This is a genomic window from Clostridium sp. MT-14, from assembly GCF_042436595.1.
Taxonomy (GTDB): domain Bacteria; phylum Bacillota; class Clostridia; order Clostridiales; family Clostridiaceae; genus Clostridium_B; species Clostridium_B aromativorans.
This window is the reverse complement of record NZ_JBHMIY010000035.1, coordinates 13511-32012: the sequence shown is the minus strand read 5'-3', so window position 1 is coordinate 32012 and position 18502 is coordinate 13511. Positions and strand designations below refer to the sequence as shown.

Here is an 18502-nt window from a genome sequence, read left to right as displayed (position 1 = left end):
GAAGCATTGTTATAATAACATCGGTTTTTGATGCAACATCCTTTGAGGAAATGCCTTCTTCAGCTCCAAATTTTACAAGCTCATGGACAGATTGTTTACTTCTATTGAACACTACAAGATCATAACCTGCCTTTATCAAATTCTTCGACATTGGCTTCCCCATGATTCCAAGTCCTATAAATCCTATCTTCATATGTTACTCCTCCTTATCATTACAATACATCAAGCGGCATCTTTCTATCAGGTTTAGGAAATACTTTTCCAAGTGCATCAAGTTCATCTTTTGAAAGAACAACAGCACCTGCTCTGGCATTCTCTACAACATGCTTTTCATGGGATGCCTTTGGAATTGCAATTACATTGCCTGATCTCATGCACCATGCAAGAAGTACCTGTACAGGTGTTGCTCCATGATTTTGTGCTATTTCATTTAAAGTCTTTTCATTCAGGATATGTTCTCTCAACCTTCCGCCCTTTGCTATTGGACAATATGCCATAATAGGCATGTTATGTCTCCTCTGCCATGGAAGCAGATCAAATTCAATGCCTCTTGATCCAAGATGATACAGCACCTGGTTGACCATACAATTTTCACTGCCGCTGCATTCACCAAGTTCTGTCATATCAGAAGTATCAAAGTTGGATACTCCCCACCTTAAAATTTTCCCCTGTTTTTTCAATTTCTCCATGCCTTCTATTGTTTCCTGAAAAGGTACATTACCCCTCCAATGGAGAAGATACAAGTCAAGATGATCAGTATTCAATCTTCTCAGGCTGTTTTCGCAGGAGTTGAATATATCTGGGATTCCCGCATTGTGCGGATAAACTTTGGAAACCAGAAATATCTTATCTCTTATACCCTTTATTGCATATCCTACCAAATTTTCGGATTCCCCTTCCCCATACATTTCCGCAGTATCTATAAGAGTCATCCCAAGTTCTACTCCAAGCCTCAATGTATTTATCTCGGCTTTCCTTGCAGATGGATTTTCACCCAGATACCAGGTTCCCTGTCCTAGTGCAGGAACACGGGTACCATCTGGAAGAACAACTTTTCTTTTTTCATTTATACTTCTTATCTTTTCAATCTCATTTTCACTTATCAAACTCAAGATATCGGTCTCCTTTCAAATTAGCGTTTATAAATTCATGAAATTCAATCCAAACTCTCTGTCAGGCAATTTAACTATTTTCTCTCCAAGATCTGTAATAAACAGTTCACAAACAAGTGAGACTTTACATTTGAACAAATGCCCACCAATAAGCCCATAGTTTTTATTGCTTAAATTTATATGTGAATGAATTACTACATCATCATTTTTCAATCTTCCTATATTTCCCACAAGACTTGTTATCTCAAAATTTTCCACAAAATCCTTGCTGTCATAGACTTTTTTTACCGGATCAAAATACCCAAGTTCTACTTCAGAGGCAGCGCCAATTGCAGTAAAACACCCTGCTTCTATATTCTGCTCTTTACATAATTTTGTCAACTCTTTCATTACTTCTTCACCTTTATTCAACTTTACAATATAATTGGATCCGGATTTTCTAAATTTCATCATATCAGCTCCCAAATTTTTATTATACTTAAATTATTCCTGCTTTTGGAAATTTAATCAATATTAAATTAAACAAATATCAACATATAATACTGCTTTATTTTGTTTAATTGCATAATGGAATCAACTCTGAGTAGTTTTAAAATTAATTATAGATGAATAAAGCCAGAATAAGTCCACATATCTTTTAGGATTTAAGTTTGTCAGTTTATATATCTTATTTAAACGATAATTAAGAGTATTCCTATGTATAAATAACCTGTTGGAAACTTTGTTAAGTTCGCCATTTTCTTCTATAAAAACTTTTAACGTTTCCATTAATTCTCCATTTCTATCATTTTCAGAAATTAATTCATAGGAATCCTTAAGTTCACTGAGTTTCCATTTTGCATTATCCTGTAAAAACAGCATTTGATACTTTAGAATGTCAAATATATATATATTCTCCTGCGAGTAGTTTTCCTCCCCAAATAAAAATGTTTTTTGAGCTATTTCATAAGATTTATGAATATCGGCCAGTTTACTGCATACTTTTCCTATAGATATCTTTACATTACTCTTCGTTTTAAACCTTATCTTTCTATACACACTCTCCATTCTGGGTTTGCAGGTTATAGATTCATAATCCACATTTGGACATTTGTATATAATAACGATTGTTTTTGAATCAATCGCAGCTGCAAGCGATCCTTCAAAGTTTGCTTCCAGTATTGAAATTACATCGTTAAGTATATCTATATCTTTTTTTTCAGAAATTTTTTCAAAGTCAATCTGTACAATAAAAACTATCATGGGATAATTACTTGTCAATTTAAACTTTTCTGCATATTTCTCTAGTAATTTAAAAGAATCTTGATTATCATTTATAAGGGATACTACCATGTTTTCCTTTATCTTGTTGCTCCATTCAAGTTCCTTCATTACATAAGCCTGTTCTATCATCATTTCAGCTGCCATTTTAATAAGTCTGCCATATCCTATAACTTCATCCCTTTTCCCCGTGATACCGATTACTCCAATGATATCTCCTTTAAATTCTATTACTATATTGGTCCCTTCCTGAACTCCGTTTAATTCCCTGCACTGCCTTTCATCTATACTGAATTCAGATCTCCTTTTAAGTGCCAAAACTGCACCTTCATGGATTGTACCGACTCTACTTTTATCACCGGACGCTATAATCATACCCTTTTCATTCATTATATTTACATTTTTATTCACGGCTTTCATAGTTCTATCAACTATTCTTTCCGCAAGCTGCCTACTCAAAATCTCCATTTTATACCCCTCCTTATAACATGATAAGGCAATAATCATTCTTTTATAATGTGCATGTAAATAAAAATCTAACGTTTGCCATAAATAATATTTGTGCAATTGAACATTGATATAAAAATATATAAGCATGATAATACAATTATAGTTCGTTCTGTTACTATATTATAAATTATGATTTTATGACATATATGTCACAGTGGGAGGGGTTATACAATGATAAAGGGTGTTTTTACACCAATAATAACTATTTTTGATGAAAATGGAGACTTCGATCAGAAATCTAACAGACAAATGATTGAAAAATTAATTTCAGATGGCATTTATGGAATATGCATACTCGGAACTACAGGTGAATTTTTTAATATGACTTTCGATGAAAAAAAGAAATACATTGAATTCGCATCAAAAACCATCAACGGAAGAGTACAGTTAATAGTTGGTACGGGAAGCCCAAATATAAGAGAAGCTATAGCACTTGCAAAATGTGCAGAAGAAAACAATGCAGATGCTGTACTGGTAGTTCCTCCTTTTTATTTTAAATTGGATGAGAGCCATGTTTTTGAATATTTTTCTATCATAGCAAAAAATACAAATCTACCAATGATATTATATAATATACCTCAAAATACAAAAATTGAGTTGTCTGTAGAGCTAGTACTTAAATTAGCCGGCAAGTATGAAAACATAGCTCATGGCGGTATAAAGGATACTACACCTGCTCTTGGAAATATAAGAAGATTTGTGGAAAAAGTTAAAAGCGTATATCCTGATTTTGCAGTACTGTCCGGAATAGATGAATATTTGATACCCAACCTTATGATAGGTGGAAACGGTATTATAGGCACACAGACAAATACCCAGGCAAAACTTCTGGTAGAGACATACAAAATATTCTTGAAAGGCGACTTTAAGAAATTATTGGAACTTCAGAAGAAAATAAATCATATAATGGATGTACGTGAAATGCCAAACAGCAACAACATATTGTCTACAAAGACTGCTGCAAGCATTGCTTTAAATTCAGATTTCAATACGTCAATAAGATACTATGACATAAAAGTTACAGATGACGTCAAAAATCGAATCAAAAAAATCGTCAATGCGAAATAATTTTCCATATATAATAAAATATAATCAAAAATTTTTTTATTAGTTCAGGAGCCAGCACACTGGCTCCAAATTCAAAGTAATAAAAAAGTCCCAATTTAGTAATTCATTCTCACCATCTATATTGTATACTTTTCAACTACCCATAATTCCTAATATATTATTCCTCACACTTTCCCTTTTTCCATACAAGAATTCAGATATACATAGCGTGATTATATCATTTCTTATGGAATTAGGCAAACTCAAAGGTTTCTGAAGACTTTCTATTTGATAAAACATATGAATATCCCTAATAAAATGCATATAAAGAAAATTATATAGAATACAGCATTACCTATACTTAAAAAATTAAATTTACTTAATAAAAATAGACTTACTAATAATAATGTCATAATTGTTAATAATACATAGGCAATCTTATAATTTCTACTCCTGTTTTTTGTATCTTCCTTTATCCCTGACTTGTTTATCTTAGAATAAAAAGACATACATGGAATCACTGTATAAACAGTAATTATAACCGATGCTATTAAAAGAATGCCAAATATCTTTCTATATATATCAGGTATATAGCCGTATTTGGAAAGCGATGTTAAAATAAGAAGCAAAATAGTACATAGCGACGATGGTATTGCAATCTTTTTTGTCATTTCATACTGGCCCACATATTTTTCCGATTCAGTATCATTGTCAGTATATATTGGTTTTGTCCCTTCAGGTGCACTAAATATGTGAATTGTATTTCCTATAGAACATACGTAAGACCATCCGGCTTCTTTAAAGTACAAAAAATATCCTTTATCCGGGTTGTTTCTATAATCAAGGGAATATTGTAATTGCTGTGGATTGGATTTTTTTAGCTTATACCCTAAAGTACCAAATTTATACAGAATCCAGCCTTCCCTAGCATAAGATGACAGCATCTCCATTTCCTCATTTTCTGCCAAAGCCAAACCTTTGCTCATAACGTATTTTGTGTTAAACATATCTTATAACATCTCCTCACTATTAAATATCTTCTCAGCAATCTCGACCATTTTTCGTTTTTTTCTAACCTCATTTTTTAAAAACTCAATACCTTTATCTGTAATAATATAAATTTTTTTCTGTTGTGAATCCCCATTAAGTTTTATAAGACCACCCTCAAGAAGTTTTTTTATACTCGTATATAATGATGCAGGACCTATTGAAAAACTACCTTGAGACATTTCTTCAATTGACTTCATAATCAGATATCCATGTTTAGGTTTTATTAAAGAAAGTAAAATATAATAATAAGCATCTGTGAGTTCACCCATCTTTAGAGAATTATTTCTAGGCATGTTTACCTCCTAAATATTTCATTAAATGATATATCATTTAATATACTATATCATTTAATGATATATATGTCAATAGATATAAAATTAATAAGGTTATTAGCATTTCTTTGGTTATATAGGGAAAAAATGAGCTTAAACATGTAGATTTTCTTTACAGCAGCTTCATCGAAATTGTAAGAAGATGGCAGGTGGGAGACGGATGAGACGCAATATTGACGTAGAATTGATTATGGCAATTTTTACTGCTTTGATTGTTGTAGAAATACATAAAGATGAAATTGGGATTCAATATTTTCCACGCCTGATAAAAATACCTAACCCAATTCACAATGAAGGGACTCCTTGATTGTTCTACTAAAATGTTAGAAAGCACTGAAAAAACAGTGAAAGCAAGTTGAGAAGCAAACACTCTCTCCATAATTATGCCTGAATGCATCAAACAGAAACTTTTTTTAACCAGAGTGACCAGTGCTTGCTGTAGTGCCTGGATCTATCCAAGCCATACTCACACCACTCTTTTGGTAAACTCAGCATTTTCCAGTCACTAAAAAAATGTTCAATATCTTTTAAATCTGCATAAAAATGCGGGACATTTTTTTCTGTTTCATGCTCGTTGCGGAGAATCGTATTGTCATCAAGCCGTCGGCTTTCCTCGGCATTCTGAAAATCCCATGTTCCTTTTGAAATTAGAGTAAGGAATATCTCTCCTCCAGGCTTCAATACACGCTTAATCTCATCCAATATTTTTACAAAACCCTGAGTATCTGTATGATAGATTACATTATAAGCAAACATGCAATCAAAGCTATTATCCGAAAATGGCAGCGAGAGCATATCACATAGATGAGTTTCAATATCCAAACTTTCCCTTTTGGCCCAATCGGACAAATGATGGATACCATAATCTGATAAATCTACAGCAGTTACAGAAAAACCTTTATGGGCCATATATATAGAATGTCGCCCAAGTCCACTGCCTAAATCCAAGAAGTGTTGAAATTTCTGTGCTTTCCATATCTCAGCAAAATATGCACTTTCCATGCAGGGCACAAGCCATTTATCATTAGAATTTTTAGTCCAGTCCCATGGTTTTGATAGAATCATTTTCTATTTACCTCCTTTTTCAAGCTACACTATTTTATTATACTATAAATTTTTTCAGAAAACTATTTACAGTTTTTTATAATCAATTAGCAATTTCCCTCAGGAATTTTAATAAGTACATTGTATAAAACAGACAAATAGCCAAAATCACAGCCATAAAATAAGCCTGTACGATATTTTTAACATTTGAAATAGTTCCGCTAATATTAAATACAATATGAAACAAAATGCCAGGTATTATATTCTTTGTAATAGCCACAAGCAGTGTAAGAACGATACCTATCCCCACTGCAGCTTGAGATATAGTTATTGATCAAAGGGAAAATAAAAAACCATGTGTAGATTTAACTTTTAACACAAGGTTTTTTATTGGTGCGGATAACAGGACTTGAACCTGCATGAAATTTCTTTCACTAGAACCTGAATCTAGCGCGTCTGCCAGTTCCGCCATATCCGCATGGTTGGACGGTTTACAGATTTTTCTCTGAAACAGTCCGTTTATTACTTAAATAGTATATCATAATTAAAATCAGAAAACAATAGAAAAATAACTTACGTTTTCATCTACATATATCAATTCTTTTATTTTACAACTGCAGAATTCGAATATAAATTGAATGCTACATTCCCTCCTGAAATATACCCTTCTATATACACAGGATATTTAAAATCATTTCTAAATTTATAATCTATGTTTCCATAATCCACTGTAGCATCCATTCCTTCTGACACATAATGTACTGGAAGAGAATGATGACTTCTCTCCGTAGAAGTAAGGCCTGCATTATGAACTGCATTGTACAAAGTAGTGGACACCTGGCATATTCCCCCTCCAAGCCCTGATTCAACTTTATCTCCAACAATAACAGGTGCGGCCTGATACCCTTTCGCAGCAGTTCTTTGACCTACAACTCCATTAAAGCTGAAAGTATCTCCAGGCATTACTACATACCCATTTATGCTTTTTGTAGCAAGAGCTATATTATTTGCTCTTTCTGAAGATGATATGGAACCATAGTTTGTACTAAAACTGGATATCAATGTATCTACTGTTTTAAGTTCATTTTCTTTTATTGAAGCTGGAATAATTTCTAACTTAGCCTTTACAGTTGGATTTTGCCCTATACTTCCATCTATTTTGGAAATCAGTTCCTTTTGCAAATCTTCTTTTTTTAGCTTAATGCCATCCTGGTGTGGAATTACTTCAAAACCAACATTTCCCATTTTTAAAGATGCATTGACCGGATCTGAATTGACTTCATTTTCAATTTCATTCACTAAATTTTTTACAGGCTTTGCATCATAAAAAAGTTTCAATTGATAGCTTACAGTTTTTGGGTTCTTCAATAATCGATATTTTTTGAATATATTCTCATCTTTTCCATAGGAATACGCTTCGTTCACAACTTCATCTACATTATATGAAGGATTTAACTTTGAATAGAGTAATTCATACTTTTTATTTCCTACTATTATGTTAATTTTCTTTTTCCCTATTTTATCAGAGTATTCCTTTTTTATTATGTTCTTAGCCTCTAGTTTAGTTTTCCCCGAAAGATCTGCATTATTTATAAAAACTTTAGGATAAATCAAATTATTCCAATGTTTTATATCATTGTAATGATATACTACAAACCCACAGCTTATACCCATAAAAACAGCTAAAGCAATTATAGTTAATATTATTAATTTATTTTTCAAAGTTTTTTTAGCTTTCTTGGCTTTCCGGGAGCGTTTTCCTTGATTCATTTTCATCACCTCTTTATTTTCACATAGATATTATACTATAGTGACATTAATTTTTATATGCAAAAAATTATTAATTTATTATATGACTTTCAAAATAAATATAATTTTATGGTATCATAAAATTGTATAAATATGTAGTAATACTTCAAATAATAAAGACGGAGGTAAAAATGCATGAAAGCTGAAATACTATGTGTAGGAACAGAAATTTTACTTGGAGATATAGTCAATACCAATGCCCAATTCATATCCAAACATCTGGCAAATTTAGGTATAGAAGTATTTCATCAATCCGTAGTTGGGGATAACCCAGAAAGGCTTTTAGATGAATTAGAGAATGGTTTTAAAAGATCGGATATTATAATTACAACAGGAGGACTTGGACCCACTCCAGATGATCTGACAAAAGAAACAAGTGCTAAATTTTTCAACAGAGAGCTCATCCTGGATGAAAAATCACTGGAGGATTTAAAGGATCATTTCAATAAGATGGGCAGATCCTATTCTAAAGGCAATAATATAAAACAGGCCTATTTCCCTAAAGGTTCTAAAATACTGCCCAACCCTCACGGTACAGCTCCTGGATGTATCTTAGAAGTAGAAAATAAAACCCTCATAATACTTCCAGGTCCCCCCAGAGAAGTTGCACCTATGTTTACTGAATATGTAGAGCCTTTTTTAAAGAAATACAGCAGAGGGATAATAAAATCAAAGACACTTAGAATATCTGGAATAGGAGAAGGTATCATGGCAGAAATGGCATCGGACATCATAAACAACAGTACTAATCCCACTGTAGCCCCTTATGCCAAAGAAGAGGATACAATACTTAGAATTACGGCAGAAGCTTCTACAGAAGATGAAGCCTTAACTCTCATAGAACCTGTAGAATCCAAACTCAGAAAAATATTTGGGATAAATATTTATGGAGAGGATGATGTAAAAATAGAAGAAGTACTGGGCAAGATGCTTATAGATAAAGACTATACCATATCCTCTGCCGAGTCATGCACCGGAGGACTGATAGCTGCAAAACTTGTAAATTATCCGGGAATATCAAAAGTATTTAAAGAAGGAGCTGTTACCTACAGCAACGAAGCCAAAATCAACAGGCTTGGTGTCAAAAGGGAAACTCTAGATAAATATGGTGCTGTAAGCTATGAAACCGCAAGAGAAATGGCTGAAGGCATAGCTAAAACCTCTGATACTGACATAGGCATAGCTACCACTGGAATTGCCGGCCCTGACGGAGGCTCCCCAGAAAAGCCCGTAGGTTTGGTCTATATGGGACTTTACATCAGAGGTAAAACACAAGTCAAAAAATTTCAATACTTTGGCAATAGAGCCACCATAAGAAAAAGAGCAACTATGAGTGCCCTGGATTGGGTACGAAGGGAAATCATGAATATATAGACGCATTAAATATGAAAGGGTATAATATTCTCAACAACATTATACCCTCTTTGAATGCTGAATTTTACAGATTATTTCTTTTTAATTTTATCCTTCTCATAATCCTCAGGATGATTGAAATACTCACAGTAGGGAGCCACAGGACAATGTTCACAATCGGGTTTTCTAGATTTACATATCTGTCTTCCATGCCATATCAAATAATGATGAGAATCACTCCACATATCCTTAGGTATATTTTTCATAAGCTCCATCTCAACTTTATGAGGAGTATTTCCCCTTGCTATTCCAAGTCTATTAGATACTCTAAACACATGGGTATCTACTGCAATGGCCGGAACTCCAAAAGCGTTTGATAAAACCACATCTGCAGTTTTTCTGCCTACTCCAGGTAATGTGATTAATTTTTCCATCGTATCGGGAACTTGACCTTGATATTTTTCCATAATCGTTCTACTTGCTTCCAATATATGCTTGCTTTTATTCCTAAAAAAGCCACAGCTTTTTATTTTTTCTCCTAACTCCTCTTCTGTCAATGAAACCATTTTCTCAGGAGTATTAAATTCTTTATACAATTCACTTGTAACCTTGTTTACTCTAACATCGGTACATTGAGCCGAAAGCATTGTAGCTACCAATAATTCATAAGGAGATCCGAATTTCAATGCACATTTTGCTTCTGGATATGTTTCACTTAATATTTTTAATATTGTATTTACAATTCGTTTGTTCAATTTTTATCACCTTCATTAAAACTATACACTCCTCTATATTTTTCAGGAAGCAGCTTTGCTATTTCATACATGAAAAAATCGATTACTCTATCTTCATATTCATGTTTTTCCTCATCCTTGTTTCGACCTGGTACATGTAATTCCTTTCCTATGTTTACTGTCACCTTGGCAGGATGAAAACTTTCCAAAGCCATACCTTTATCATTTATAGGTAAAAGCTTTTCAGTTCCCCATATTCCTATGGGAACTATTCTTCCCTTAGATAATTTTTGTATAAGCACTATCCCTTTTTTCCCTTTGTTCATAGTAGATGTTCTACTCCTCGTGCCCTCAGGAAATATAAGCATATTTTCACCGGATTTAATTGCCTTTACTATATTGGAAATGGCCCCTTTATCTGCAGAATTTGGTTTTATAACTATAGTTTTCGTCATGCTCATTCCAAGTTTGGTAAGACAATCATTATTCAATTTCATCCCTGCAACAAAAGTTAAATTTTCTTTTTTAAATACGTCGCTAAGAACTAATGCATCTGAATTACTTAAATGATTACATATAAATACAATAGGCCTTTTAACTTCATTTAAATGCTCCATACCTTTAACTTCTATAGTCGCATATTTATTTAAGTAGCCATTTAACACTTTCTTCGAAATATACCTTACTAATCCCTGAGGCAGACATCCAATCAGCTTAGCCATCCATGGAGAAATCATAGATAAAGCCACCTTCCCTTTTATATATAATATAATCCTAAAATAATGTCATCATATAAATTATAATTTCAAAACATGTAAAAGTCTATTATAATAATCTTTTATATAGGAAGATTTTATATTTTTTATCTCAACATTTTTGCCCAGCATAAGTGCATTTATTATAGCATTTCTCTGAATAATATTTTTACCCCTCCATCCACAGGAAGTATTGTAATATTTTTCGATAAATGTGCTCTTATCAATATTGACAATCTCGTTTAAATCTACTCTCTCCATGAAATTGAAAGGTCTTAAATCTTCTATATTTGAATAAATAATATCGCCATTATATGGACACACTTCCTGACATGTATCACATCCAAATAGTCTTCCCTGAAATATTGGGAACCATTTACTATCTACATTTTTTTTCTGGGTAATATAAGACATGCACTTATTGGAATCCCTGTTCCCGCAGATGGCCCCTGTAGGACATGCAGTCTGGCATAAACTGCAGTTCCCGCATTTACTTTTCAAAGGGATGTCACTTTCTACCTCTATATCAGTTATTATCTCACCCAAAAATACATAGGATCCATATCTTTTCGTAATAAGCATATTATTTTTCCCTATAAATCCTATTCCACTTTGAAAAGCTATATATCTTTCAGGCAAAAAATTACTATCCACAAAATATCTGGTTTTTCCACCTAAACTCTCTATATAACCACATATTTTTTTTAAATAAGCCTCTACAACTTTATGATAATCTTTTCCCCTGGTATATAGTGAAAATTTTATATCTTTTTGTATATGATCCTTTTTAAATAAATAGGGAAAGGCAACAGATATTATTGTCTTTCCCCCGTCCATATATTCACAAGAATTAATCCTCTTCTTAATATCCTTTTCTTCGAACTCACTTTCCAGTAAATTTTCTTTCCTAAAGCAGAGATATCCTTCCAGTTCAGTATACACTCTACATTTGGTAAAGCCTACAGTATCCAAACCTATACTGTGACAATAATTTAATATTTCTCTTTTACAATCCAATATTTCACCTACTCCTACAGGAATTTTATATCACCATTTCATTATATATCTTTTTTTTATCTCCTGCATAGTCTTTTATTTCTATAACTTCTGCTCTTTTCCTATATATAATCCTCACAGGTATACCCACTGCGGTACAATCCGAAGGTATATCTTTCAAGACCACTGCATTAGCTCCTATTTTAACATTGTCCCCTACAACTATAGGTCCCAGTATTTTTGCGCCGCTTCCTATAAATACATTATTCCCAATAGTAGGATGTCTTTTTCCCGTATCTTTCCCTGTTCCCCCCAGAGTTACTCCGTGGTACAATGTTACATTGTCCCCGACTTCTGCAGTTTCTCCTATTACAACTCCCATTCCATGATCAATAAACAATCCTTTACCTATTTTAGCTCCAGGATGAATTTCTATACCAGTGAACATTCTGGATATCTGTGATATAACTCTGGCAATAAAAAAGAATTTTTTCTTATAAAAAAAATGAGATATTCTATAATGGATCAAAGCATGTATAAAAGGATATACTAAAAATACTTCTACTGGATTTCTAGCTGCTGGATCATTTTTCATGGCATTTTTAATATCATAAGCTAACAGTTTGAATGGATTTTTTATCATTATGTCACCCCCATTACTTTTATTTCCATTTAACATCTTTTCACAGGGAAGTACTCTCTGCAAAAAGATGTCCAATATACAGGAATTTAATACAATTTAATCATACAATCCCATGGAAAGATATTTCTCTCCTCCATCTGGTGCCACCGTAGCCACTTTCTTACCTTTCCCCAATTTTTGGGCTACTTGTATAGCTGCTGCTATATTAGCTCCTGAAGATATTCCAACCAATATTCCCTCTTCTTTTCCCATAAGTCTGGCATACTTAAACGCCAATTCATCTGTCACTGTAATAATATCATCTACCAGTTCCGATTTGTATATATCTGGTATAAATCCAGCACCTATACCCTGTATCTTATGTGGACCTGGCTGACCACCTGATAAAACTGGTGATGACGCAGGTTCCACAGCAATTATTTTAGTATTTTTATTCCTCTTTTTCAGATTCTCTCCCACTCCTATTAACGTTCCACCGGTACCAACACCAGCTAAAAATGCATCCACATCCTTTAAATCACTTAATATTTCTTCAGCTGTAGTTGCATAATGTTTTTGAGGATTTGCTATATTCACAAATTGCTGTGGTATATAGTAACCTTCCTTGTCCTTAGCAATTTCATAAGCTTTTTCTATAGCGCCTTTCATTCCCTTGATTCCGTCTGTGAGAACCAATTCAGCTCCATAAGCCTTTATCATATTTCTTCTCTCTACGCTCATGGTTTCCGGCATCACAATTATCACTTTATATCCCTTTAATTTACCTATCATGGCAAGGGCAATACCTGTATTGCCGCTAGTGGGTTCAACTATGGTACCTCCCGGTTCTATAAGTTTTTCTCTTTCGGCCCTCTCAATCATTCCAAGAGCAGCCCTATCTTTAATGCTTCCTCCCGGATTATATTTTTCAAGCTTAACATATATATCAGCTGAATTTTCTTCTTTAAAATTATCCAATTTAAACAAAGGTGTATTTCCTATCATATCTATAGCATTATTAAATATCATTACTATTTTCCTCCCAAAAATTTTTTAAATAATTTAATTATCCTAATAACTTCAATGACATTTGATTTTGACGTCAAAAAAACTTCCTCTCTACATTTTCTATAGAGACGAAGTTTATGCTCCGTGGTTCCACTCTTTTTGGTTCCCATAAAGAACCCACTCATAATCGAACACAGCGCTATGTTCTATCACTATAACGGGTGATCCCGATGTAACCTACTGTCAATTCGGCCCATAACTCCAAAGAGCACTTCACTTAAACTCCATTAAAAAACTTCTCAGCACACAGTTTTCTCTCTGTAAAATTTCATTTAAGCTACTTTTCTTTTTCAAAGCATTTCTGAGTAATTTACTATGATTTATATTATATATTATACAACTACCTGGATTTTTGTCAATATTTTTTTATATATTCATAATTTATTTCAAAGCTCAAAGTACAAATATAAAATATGAAATTTGGTTGATTTTGCTTATCACATGTATTATAATAAATATTAATAATAATTATTTAATAATAACAAATCAAAGTAAAAACCAGTACATTAAAAGGAGGATATAGGTAACTGATGTCAATTTATAAATTTGGGGAAAAAATCAATGACAATGCAATTAAAAATTCCGAAGGTAAATCTTTTACATCCGTGAAAAAATGGAAGTGCCTCGTATGCGGAATAATAATTGAAGGCGAGGAACCACCTAAGGTATGTCCGGTATGCGGTGCTGATTCCAGTCAATTTGTGGAAGTATCTGAAAAAAGCCCTGTAGATTTTAGCACAGATAAAAACGAACGCTTTGTAATAATTGGAAACGGAGCTGCAGGCTACTATGCTGCCGATTCCGTAAGAAAAAGAAACAAAAGCTGCAGTATAACAATCATATCTTCTGAAAATTTTTTAACCTACTACAGGCCTGAACTTTCAGATTATCTTTTAAAATCAATACCTGATAAAGACTTTTACCTTTCCGATAAAAATTGGTATAAAGACAACAACATAGAGCTCATTCTAAACTGCAATATAATAAATGTTGATACAGTATCAAAAAAAATAACTTCAGAGACAGGGCAGGAATTTCCATACGACAAACTCATACTTGCAAATGGCAGCTATAACTTTGTAATTCCAATAAAAGGTAAAGATAGGGATGGAGTATTCACTTTAAAATATAAGTCAGATGCAGAAAATATAAAAAACTATATGTCCAAATCTAAAAATGCGGTTATAATAGGAGGCGGACTTTTAGGGCTTGAAGCTGCCTGGTCAATTAAAAATTTCGGTCTAGACACTACCGTAGTCGAATTTTCAAATAGACTGCTTCCTCGACAATTAGATTCCGAGAGTGCTTTGATGTTTAAAGAAGCCGTAGATAAATCCGGGGTAGAAATAATACTTGGAGATTCCGCAGAAGAAATACTGGGAGAAGAAAGGGTAACCGGTGTACGATTAAAAAGCGGTAAAATTATAAAAGCCGATATGGTGCTGTTTTCCGTTGGTATACGTCCCAACAAACAACTGGTAGAAAATACAGATATAAAAACAGATAAAGGCATCATAGTAAATGATAAAATGGAGACCTCTATAAAAGATATATATGCCTGTGGGGACATCTGCCAATACAATGGGAGAGTTTACGGAAATTGGCCTGCTTCTGAAAACATGGGTAAAGTTGCTGGAGCTAATGCTTCAGGAGACGAATCACATTTTTCAGACTTTATATCCTCTTCTTTTTTTACTTCAATGAACGTAAACTTGTTTTCATGTGGTGATATTTCATCGGAATCTCAGACACTGACTTTAAAAGATGCACCAGCTGGAAAATATCAAAAATTATTCTTTGAAAACAATAAGTTAATAGGTGGAATATTAATGGGAGATACAAAAAAATCCGGCAAAATTATTTTAGCAATACAGAATAAAAAATGTATGCAGGATATAATAAAAGAAAACCCTTTCATTTAATTCTTTAAATTGAAAAAAACAAACCGACTCTTATAACTATAGTCGGTTTGTTTTTTTCTCATGTTTAAACAGCACTGCATTGACCTCTCCCCCCAATATTATTATAACAGCCAGAATAAAAAGCCAGGTGAGAAGAGCTATTGCGGCTCCTATGCTGCCGTAGATTATAGAGTAATTGGCAAAATTATTGACATAAAATGCAAAAATCATGGATATTATCACAATACTAATTGTGGAAAACACCGCCCCTGGAATTACCTCTCTCCATACAAGTTTTATACTGGGAGTGTAGATATAAACTGCAGAAAAAATAAATACTGTAGAAACAAATATAATTACATATCTCAATATATCCCATATAAAATTAAATTCTTCAGAAAATCCAAGGTTAAAAGCTATTAAACTTCCAAGCATCTGCCCAAATACCAAAAATAATATGGTAATTATCATTATGATCGTTATTCCGAGAGTGCACAATATAGCTACAGCATATATCTTTACTATGGATCTGTGTTCCTTTTGATTGTATGCCTTATTGAGTCCTTTTATCACTGCATGAAACCCTCCAGAAGAAGCCCATATTGTAAAAATTAAACTCAGATATATCAATTGAGTATTTTTAGTAACTGTAATTCTGAGAACTGTGCTCTCTACTAACTCCAGTACATTTTTAGGTAATATATAGCTCAAAACTGTAAGTATATCACTACTGCTCACATCACTATACCCTATAAAACTTATAATAAATATAAGGAAAGGGAAAAAAGAAAATATCAAACTATAGGCAAGCTGAGAAGCAAGTGCTAGAACATCGTCTTCCATAAATCTAAAGATAAGCTCTTTTATTTTATATACAGTATTTTTTTTCAACTACATATTCCCCCTTTCATGTACTAGCCTACTAAATAATTTTCTTGATTTTCATACTATAAATAATATGCTGCATTTTTACTAATATTATAATTTCCCCATTTAAATGCTAAATTATAAATAACTCAAAAAGGAGCGCAGCATAATCATGCTACAGCTCCTTTTTTGGGGGAATAATGTTAAATATTACTAGAATTTATTTGAAATATCTATTCAGCAGCCCTGTAAATGCAGCTCCGTGCCTTGCTTCGTCTTTACACATTTCATGTACAGTATCATGAATTGCATCATAATTTAATTTTTTCGCCAGCGTTGCCAAATCCTTTTTACCCTTGCATGCTCCAGCTTCTGCTTCTATTCTCATCTGCAAATTTTTCTTTGTATCTGGTACTACCACTTCTCCCAATAATTCTGCAAATTTGGATGCATGTTCTGCCTCTTCAAAAGCTATTCTCTTATATGCTTCTGCAACTTCTGGATACCCTTCTCTATCAGCTTGACGGCTCATGGCAAGATACATTCCAACTTCAGAACATTCTCCAGTAAAATTAGCTCTCAATCCCTCTAATACCTGAGGATCCACTCCTTTGGCAACACCTATTTTATGCTCATCTGCCCAAGCAGCTGAATCCTCGGATTTTTCCACAAATTTATCTGACGGCGCACCACATACAGGACATTTTTGAGGTGCCCTTTCTCCTTCATAAACATATCCACAAACTGAACAAACAAATTTTTTCATAATAAAATTCCTCCTAAAATTTATTTTATGTAATTAATTTATTAACTCTTTTGAACAATTATTATTATATAATATTAATTGTTATTTTGCAAGAACTTTTTTATTTATTTTAAAAAAAGTTTTGAGGTATGCATGGGGCATACCTCAAAACTAAAACTTTCTAATCTCCTTTAATATACTATTTTCTACTTTACTGCAGTCCGGTACATAGCTTTTAAGCAATTTCATCCTGCCCTCCAATGTATAATTTCCCAGAAATGCAGGTATAAGGAAACTATCACCTTTAGATATGGTTTCAGATCCACCATCATATATTATCTTTCCCTGTCCATCAACACAGGTAAATATATAAAATCTTTCTCTGTCACTGTCTTCCGAAGCCCTATCCAAAATATCATATAATTCCAGTGAAAACTCTCTCGCAAGGCATAAATAGGTCTTTTCAAAGCCTTCTCTTTTTAAGGTAATTCCTCTGCTCTTTTCTCCCTTCAAACTTAGATCCACTACATCCAGTGCTTTTTTAACATGAAGTTGCCTTCCCCTACCATAGTCATAGACTCTGTAGGTGACATCACTGCTCTGCTGAATCTCTGCTATAATAACTCCCTCGCATATAGCATGAACAAGTCCACTTTTTATAAAATACACATCTCCCTTTTTAACAGGTATTTTATTCATAAACTTTTCCAGATTACCCTGCTCAATTGCATTTTTAAATTGCTGCATAGTACAATTTTTCTTCGTCCCTACTATTAAACTTGCACCTTCAAAGGCATCTACTACATACCATACCTCTGACTTCCCAGAATCATTTTCCACTTTACCTGCATATGCATCATTTGGGTGCACCTGTATGGAAAGTTTATCTGTAGCATTTATCAATTTTATAAGAAGAGGAAATCTCTTCACTCTAATTTCAGTTCCTAAAAGTCTTTCTCCTAGTTTATCAATAAGTTCATCAAATTTAATTCCCTTTAATTCTCCGTTTGCCACTATTCCTGTACCATTTTTATGACACGCAATATCCCAGCTTTCTCCTATCTTCCCCTCTGGAAGATTATTCCTGAAGGCTTCTAAATCTCTTCCTCCCCAAATTTTTTTATAATATAGATTCTCAAATTTTATAGGATACAAAGTAATCCATCTCCTTATACATTAAAATTCGGTAACTATATTATAACTCTTACAAACATTTATTTTTCTTTATATAAAAAAATAATATACAGAAAAATTGATCCAGGATCACTGTTTCGTAGACTTTTCTATATATTATGCC

At 33.1% G+C, this 18502-nt stretch carries 20 protein-coding genes, 1 tRNA gene and 1 other annotated feature; of the genes, 4 read left to right on the top strand and 17 right to left on the bottom strand.

Annotated features, from left to right (window positions below; genetic code table 11):
* The 4 genes from ACFHWD_RS17710 to ACFHWD_RS17695 form a co-directional block, all read right to left on the bottom strand.
* On the bottom strand, window positions 1-193 hold a 193-nt coding region (locus ACFHWD_RS17710), incomplete at its 3' end, for an NAD(P)-binding domain-containing protein (protein WP_369869258.1).
* A 19-nt stretch (window positions 194-212) separates the two neighbouring features.
* Complete coding sequence (locus ACFHWD_RS17705) at window positions 213-1112, bottom strand: aldo/keto reductase (RefSeq protein ID WP_268253956.1); 900 nt, start codon at window positions 1110-1112, stop codon at window positions 213-215.
* A gap of 27 nt (window positions 1113-1139) precedes the next feature.
* Window positions 1140-1562 carry a PPC domain-containing DNA-binding protein gene (locus tag ACFHWD_RS17700; protein ID WP_229982125.1) on the bottom strand — a complete coding sequence of 141 codons (423 nt, stop codon included), beginning with the start codon at window positions 1560-1562 and terminating at the stop codon, window positions 1140-1142.
* Window positions 1563-1685: 123 nt separating this feature from the next.
* The gene (locus tag ACFHWD_RS17695) at window positions 1686-2840 is read right to left on the bottom strand and encodes a sugar diacid recognition domain-containing protein (protein ID WP_229982126.1); all 1155 of its coding nucleotides are present in this window, start codon (window positions 2838-2840) and stop codon (window positions 1686-1688) included.
* A gap of 213 nt (window positions 2841-3053) precedes the next feature.
* Here ACFHWD_RS17695 and ACFHWD_RS17690 point away from each other — a divergent pair, with 213 nt between their 5' ends.
* Window positions 3054-3950 (top strand): dihydrodipicolinate synthase family protein, encoded by an 897-nt coding sequence (locus tag ACFHWD_RS17690; protein ID WP_229982127.1) that lies wholly within the window; start codon window positions 3054-3056, stop codon window positions 3948-3950.
* 263 nt (window positions 3951-4213) lie between these two features.
* Here the strand turns inward: ACFHWD_RS17690 and ACFHWD_RS17685 are convergent, their stop codons facing one another.
* Together ACFHWD_RS17685 and ACFHWD_RS17680 are read right to left on the bottom strand one after the other, a co-directional pair.
* Window positions 4214-4936, bottom strand: a complete 723-nt coding sequence (locus tag ACFHWD_RS17685) for a DUF2812 domain-containing protein (RefSeq protein ID WP_378062810.1) — start codon at window positions 4934-4936, stop codon at window positions 4214-4216.
* Between the two features lie 3 nt (window positions 4937-4939).
* Window positions 4940-5272, bottom strand: a complete 333-nt coding sequence (locus tag ACFHWD_RS17680) for a PadR family transcriptional regulator (RefSeq protein WP_150358723.1) — start codon at window positions 5270-5272, stop codon at window positions 4940-4942.
* A gap of 199 nt (window positions 5273-5471) precedes the next feature.
* Here ACFHWD_RS17680 and ACFHWD_RS17675 point away from each other — a divergent pair, with 199 nt between their 5' ends.
* Window positions 5472-5618: a hypothetical protein gene (locus ACFHWD_RS17675; RefSeq protein ID WP_179978386.1), complete on the top strand. Its 147-nt coding sequence runs from the start codon at window positions 5472-5474 to the stop codon at window positions 5616-5618.
* Window positions 5619-5707: 89 nt separating this feature from the next.
* On the opposite strand, the gene ACFHWD_RS17670 is transcribed toward ACFHWD_RS17675, so the two are convergent.
* The 3 genes from ACFHWD_RS17670 to ACFHWD_RS17660 form a co-directional block, all read right to left on the bottom strand.
* Entirely contained in the window at window positions 5708-6376 is a 669-nt protein-coding gene (locus ACFHWD_RS17670) for a class I SAM-dependent methyltransferase (RefSeq protein ID WP_378062809.1), read from the bottom strand.
* Window positions 6377-6746: 370 nt separating this feature from the next.
* Window positions 6747-6833, bottom strand: a tRNA-Leu gene (locus tag ACFHWD_RS17665).
* A 125-nt stretch (window positions 6834-6958) separates the two neighbouring features.
* Window positions 6959-8125, bottom strand: coding sequence for a VanW family protein (locus ACFHWD_RS17660; RefSeq protein WP_150358721.1), 1167 nt, complete (start codon window positions 8123-8125; stop codon window positions 6959-6961).
* Window positions 8126-8299: 174 nt separating this feature from the next.
* Here ACFHWD_RS17660 and ACFHWD_RS17655 point away from each other — a divergent pair, with 174 nt between their 5' ends.
* On the top strand, window positions 8300-9538 hold the full coding sequence (locus ACFHWD_RS17655; RefSeq protein WP_150358675.1) for a competence/damage-inducible protein A: 1239 nt from the start codon (window positions 8300-8302) through the stop codon (window positions 9536-9538).
* A 71-nt stretch (window positions 9539-9609) separates the two neighbouring features.
* Here ACFHWD_RS17655 and nth read toward each other — a convergent pair whose 3' ends face one another.
* The 5 genes from nth to cysK form a co-directional block, all read right to left on the bottom strand.
* Complete coding sequence (nth, locus tag ACFHWD_RS17650; RefSeq protein WP_150358676.1) at window positions 9610-10272, bottom strand: endonuclease III; 663 nt, start codon at window positions 10270-10272, stop codon at window positions 9610-9612.
* Window positions 10269-10988 carry a 1-acyl-sn-glycerol-3-phosphate acyltransferase gene (locus ACFHWD_RS17645; protein ID WP_150358677.1) on the bottom strand — a complete coding sequence of 240 codons (720 nt, stop codon included), beginning with the start codon at window positions 10986-10988 and terminating at the stop codon, window positions 10269-10271. The genes nth and ACFHWD_RS17645 overlap by 4 nt, the downstream gene beginning before the upstream one ends.
* Before the next feature lie 60 nt (window positions 10989-11048).
* The gene (gene queG, locus ACFHWD_RS17640; protein ID WP_150358678.1) at window positions 11049-12023 is read right to left on the bottom strand and encodes a tRNA epoxyqueuosine(34) reductase QueG; all 975 of its coding nucleotides are present in this window, start codon (window positions 12021-12023) and stop codon (window positions 11049-11051) included.
* A gap of 25 nt (window positions 12024-12048) precedes the next feature.
* Entirely contained in the window at window positions 12049-12642 is a 594-nt protein-coding gene (gene epsC, locus ACFHWD_RS17635; RefSeq protein WP_150358683.1) for a serine O-acetyltransferase EpsC, read from the bottom strand.
* 99 nt (window positions 12643-12741) lie between these two features.
* Window positions 12742-13653, bottom strand: coding sequence for a cysteine synthase A (gene cysK, locus ACFHWD_RS17630; RefSeq protein ID WP_150358679.1), 912 nt, complete (start codon window positions 13651-13653; stop codon window positions 12742-12744).
* Between the two features lie 100 nt (window positions 13654-13753).
* Window positions 13754-13995, bottom strand: a binding site (T-box leader).
* Between the two features lie 227 nt (window positions 13996-14222).
* Here cysK and ACFHWD_RS17625 point away from each other — a divergent pair.
* Window positions 14223-15614, top strand: coding sequence for an FAD-dependent oxidoreductase (locus ACFHWD_RS17625; protein ID WP_378062808.1), 1392 nt, complete (start codon window positions 14223-14225; stop codon window positions 15612-15614).
* A gap of 36 nt (window positions 15615-15650) precedes the next feature.
* On the opposite strand, the gene ACFHWD_RS17620 is transcribed toward ACFHWD_RS17625, so the two are convergent.
* The 3 genes from ACFHWD_RS17620 to ACFHWD_RS17610 form a co-directional block, all read right to left on the bottom strand.
* On the bottom strand, window positions 15651-16484 hold the full coding sequence (locus ACFHWD_RS17620; protein WP_378062807.1) for a YihY/virulence factor BrkB family protein: 834 nt from the start codon (window positions 16482-16484) through the stop codon (window positions 15651-15653).
* 196 nt (window positions 16485-16680) lie between these two features.
* Window positions 16681-17226: an NADH peroxidase gene (locus tag ACFHWD_RS17615; protein ID WP_150358682.1), complete on the bottom strand. Its 546-nt coding sequence runs from the start codon at window positions 17224-17226 to the stop codon at window positions 16681-16683.
* 150 nt (window positions 17227-17376) lie between these two features.
* Window positions 17377-18360: a type I phosphomannose isomerase catalytic subunit gene (locus tag ACFHWD_RS17610; protein ID WP_150358313.1), complete on the bottom strand. Its 984-nt coding sequence runs from the start codon at window positions 18358-18360 to the stop codon at window positions 17377-17379.
* Window positions 18361-18502: the final 142 nt, after the last annotated feature.

What these genes read in the sequence shown, in the direction of transcription:
- ACFHWD_RS17660 (WP_150358721.1), bottom strand. Translation starts at nt 8,125, where the DNA reads ATGAATCAAGGAAAACGCTCCCGGAAAGCCAAGAAAGCTAAAAAAACT.
- ACFHWD_RS17690 (WP_229982127.1), top strand. Translation starts at nt 3,054, where the DNA reads ATGATAAAGGGTGTTTTTACACCAATAATAACTATTTTTGATGAAAAT.
- ACFHWD_RS17680 (WP_150358723.1), bottom strand. Translation starts at nt 5,272, where the DNA reads ATGCCTAGAAATAATTCTCTAAAGATGGGTGAACTCACAGATGCTTAT.
- ACFHWD_RS17685 (WP_378062810.1), bottom strand. Translation starts at nt 4,936, where the DNA reads ATGTTTAACACAAAATACGTTATGAGCAAAGGTTTGGCTTTGGCAGAA.
- cysK (WP_150358679.1), bottom strand. Translation starts at nt 13,653, where the DNA reads ATGATATTTAATAATGCTATAGATATGATAGGAAATACACCTTTGTTT.
- ACFHWD_RS17695 (WP_229982126.1), bottom strand. Translation starts at nt 2,840, where the DNA reads ATGGAGATTTTGAGTAGGCAGCTTGCGGAAAGAATAGTTGATAGAACT.
- ACFHWD_RS17700 (WP_229982125.1), bottom strand. Translation starts at nt 1,562, where the DNA reads ATGAAATTTAGAAAATCCGGATCCAATTATATTGTAAAGTTGAATAAA.
- ACFHWD_RS17670 (WP_378062809.1), bottom strand. Translation starts at nt 6,376, where the DNA reads ATGATTCTATCAAAACCATGGGACTGGACTAAAAATTCTAATGATAAA.
- ACFHWD_RS17625 (WP_378062808.1), top strand. Translation starts at nt 14,223, where the DNA reads ATGTCAATTTATAAATTTGGGGAAAAAATCAATGACAATGCAATTAAA.
- ACFHWD_RS17615 (WP_150358682.1), bottom strand. Translation starts at nt 17,226, where the DNA reads ATGAAAAAATTTGTTTGTTCAGTTTGTGGATATGTTTATGAAGGAGAA.
- ACFHWD_RS17645 (WP_150358677.1), bottom strand. Translation starts at nt 10,988, where the DNA reads ATGATTTCTCCATGGATGGCTAAGCTGATTGGATGTCTGCCTCAGGGA.
- ACFHWD_RS17655 (WP_150358675.1), top strand. Translation starts at nt 8,300, where the DNA reads ATGAAAGCTGAAATACTATGTGTAGGAACAGAAATTTTACTTGGAGAT.
- ACFHWD_RS17675 (WP_179978386.1), top strand. Translation starts at nt 5,472, where the DNA reads ATGAGACGCAATATTGACGTAGAATTGATTATGGCAATTTTTACTGCT.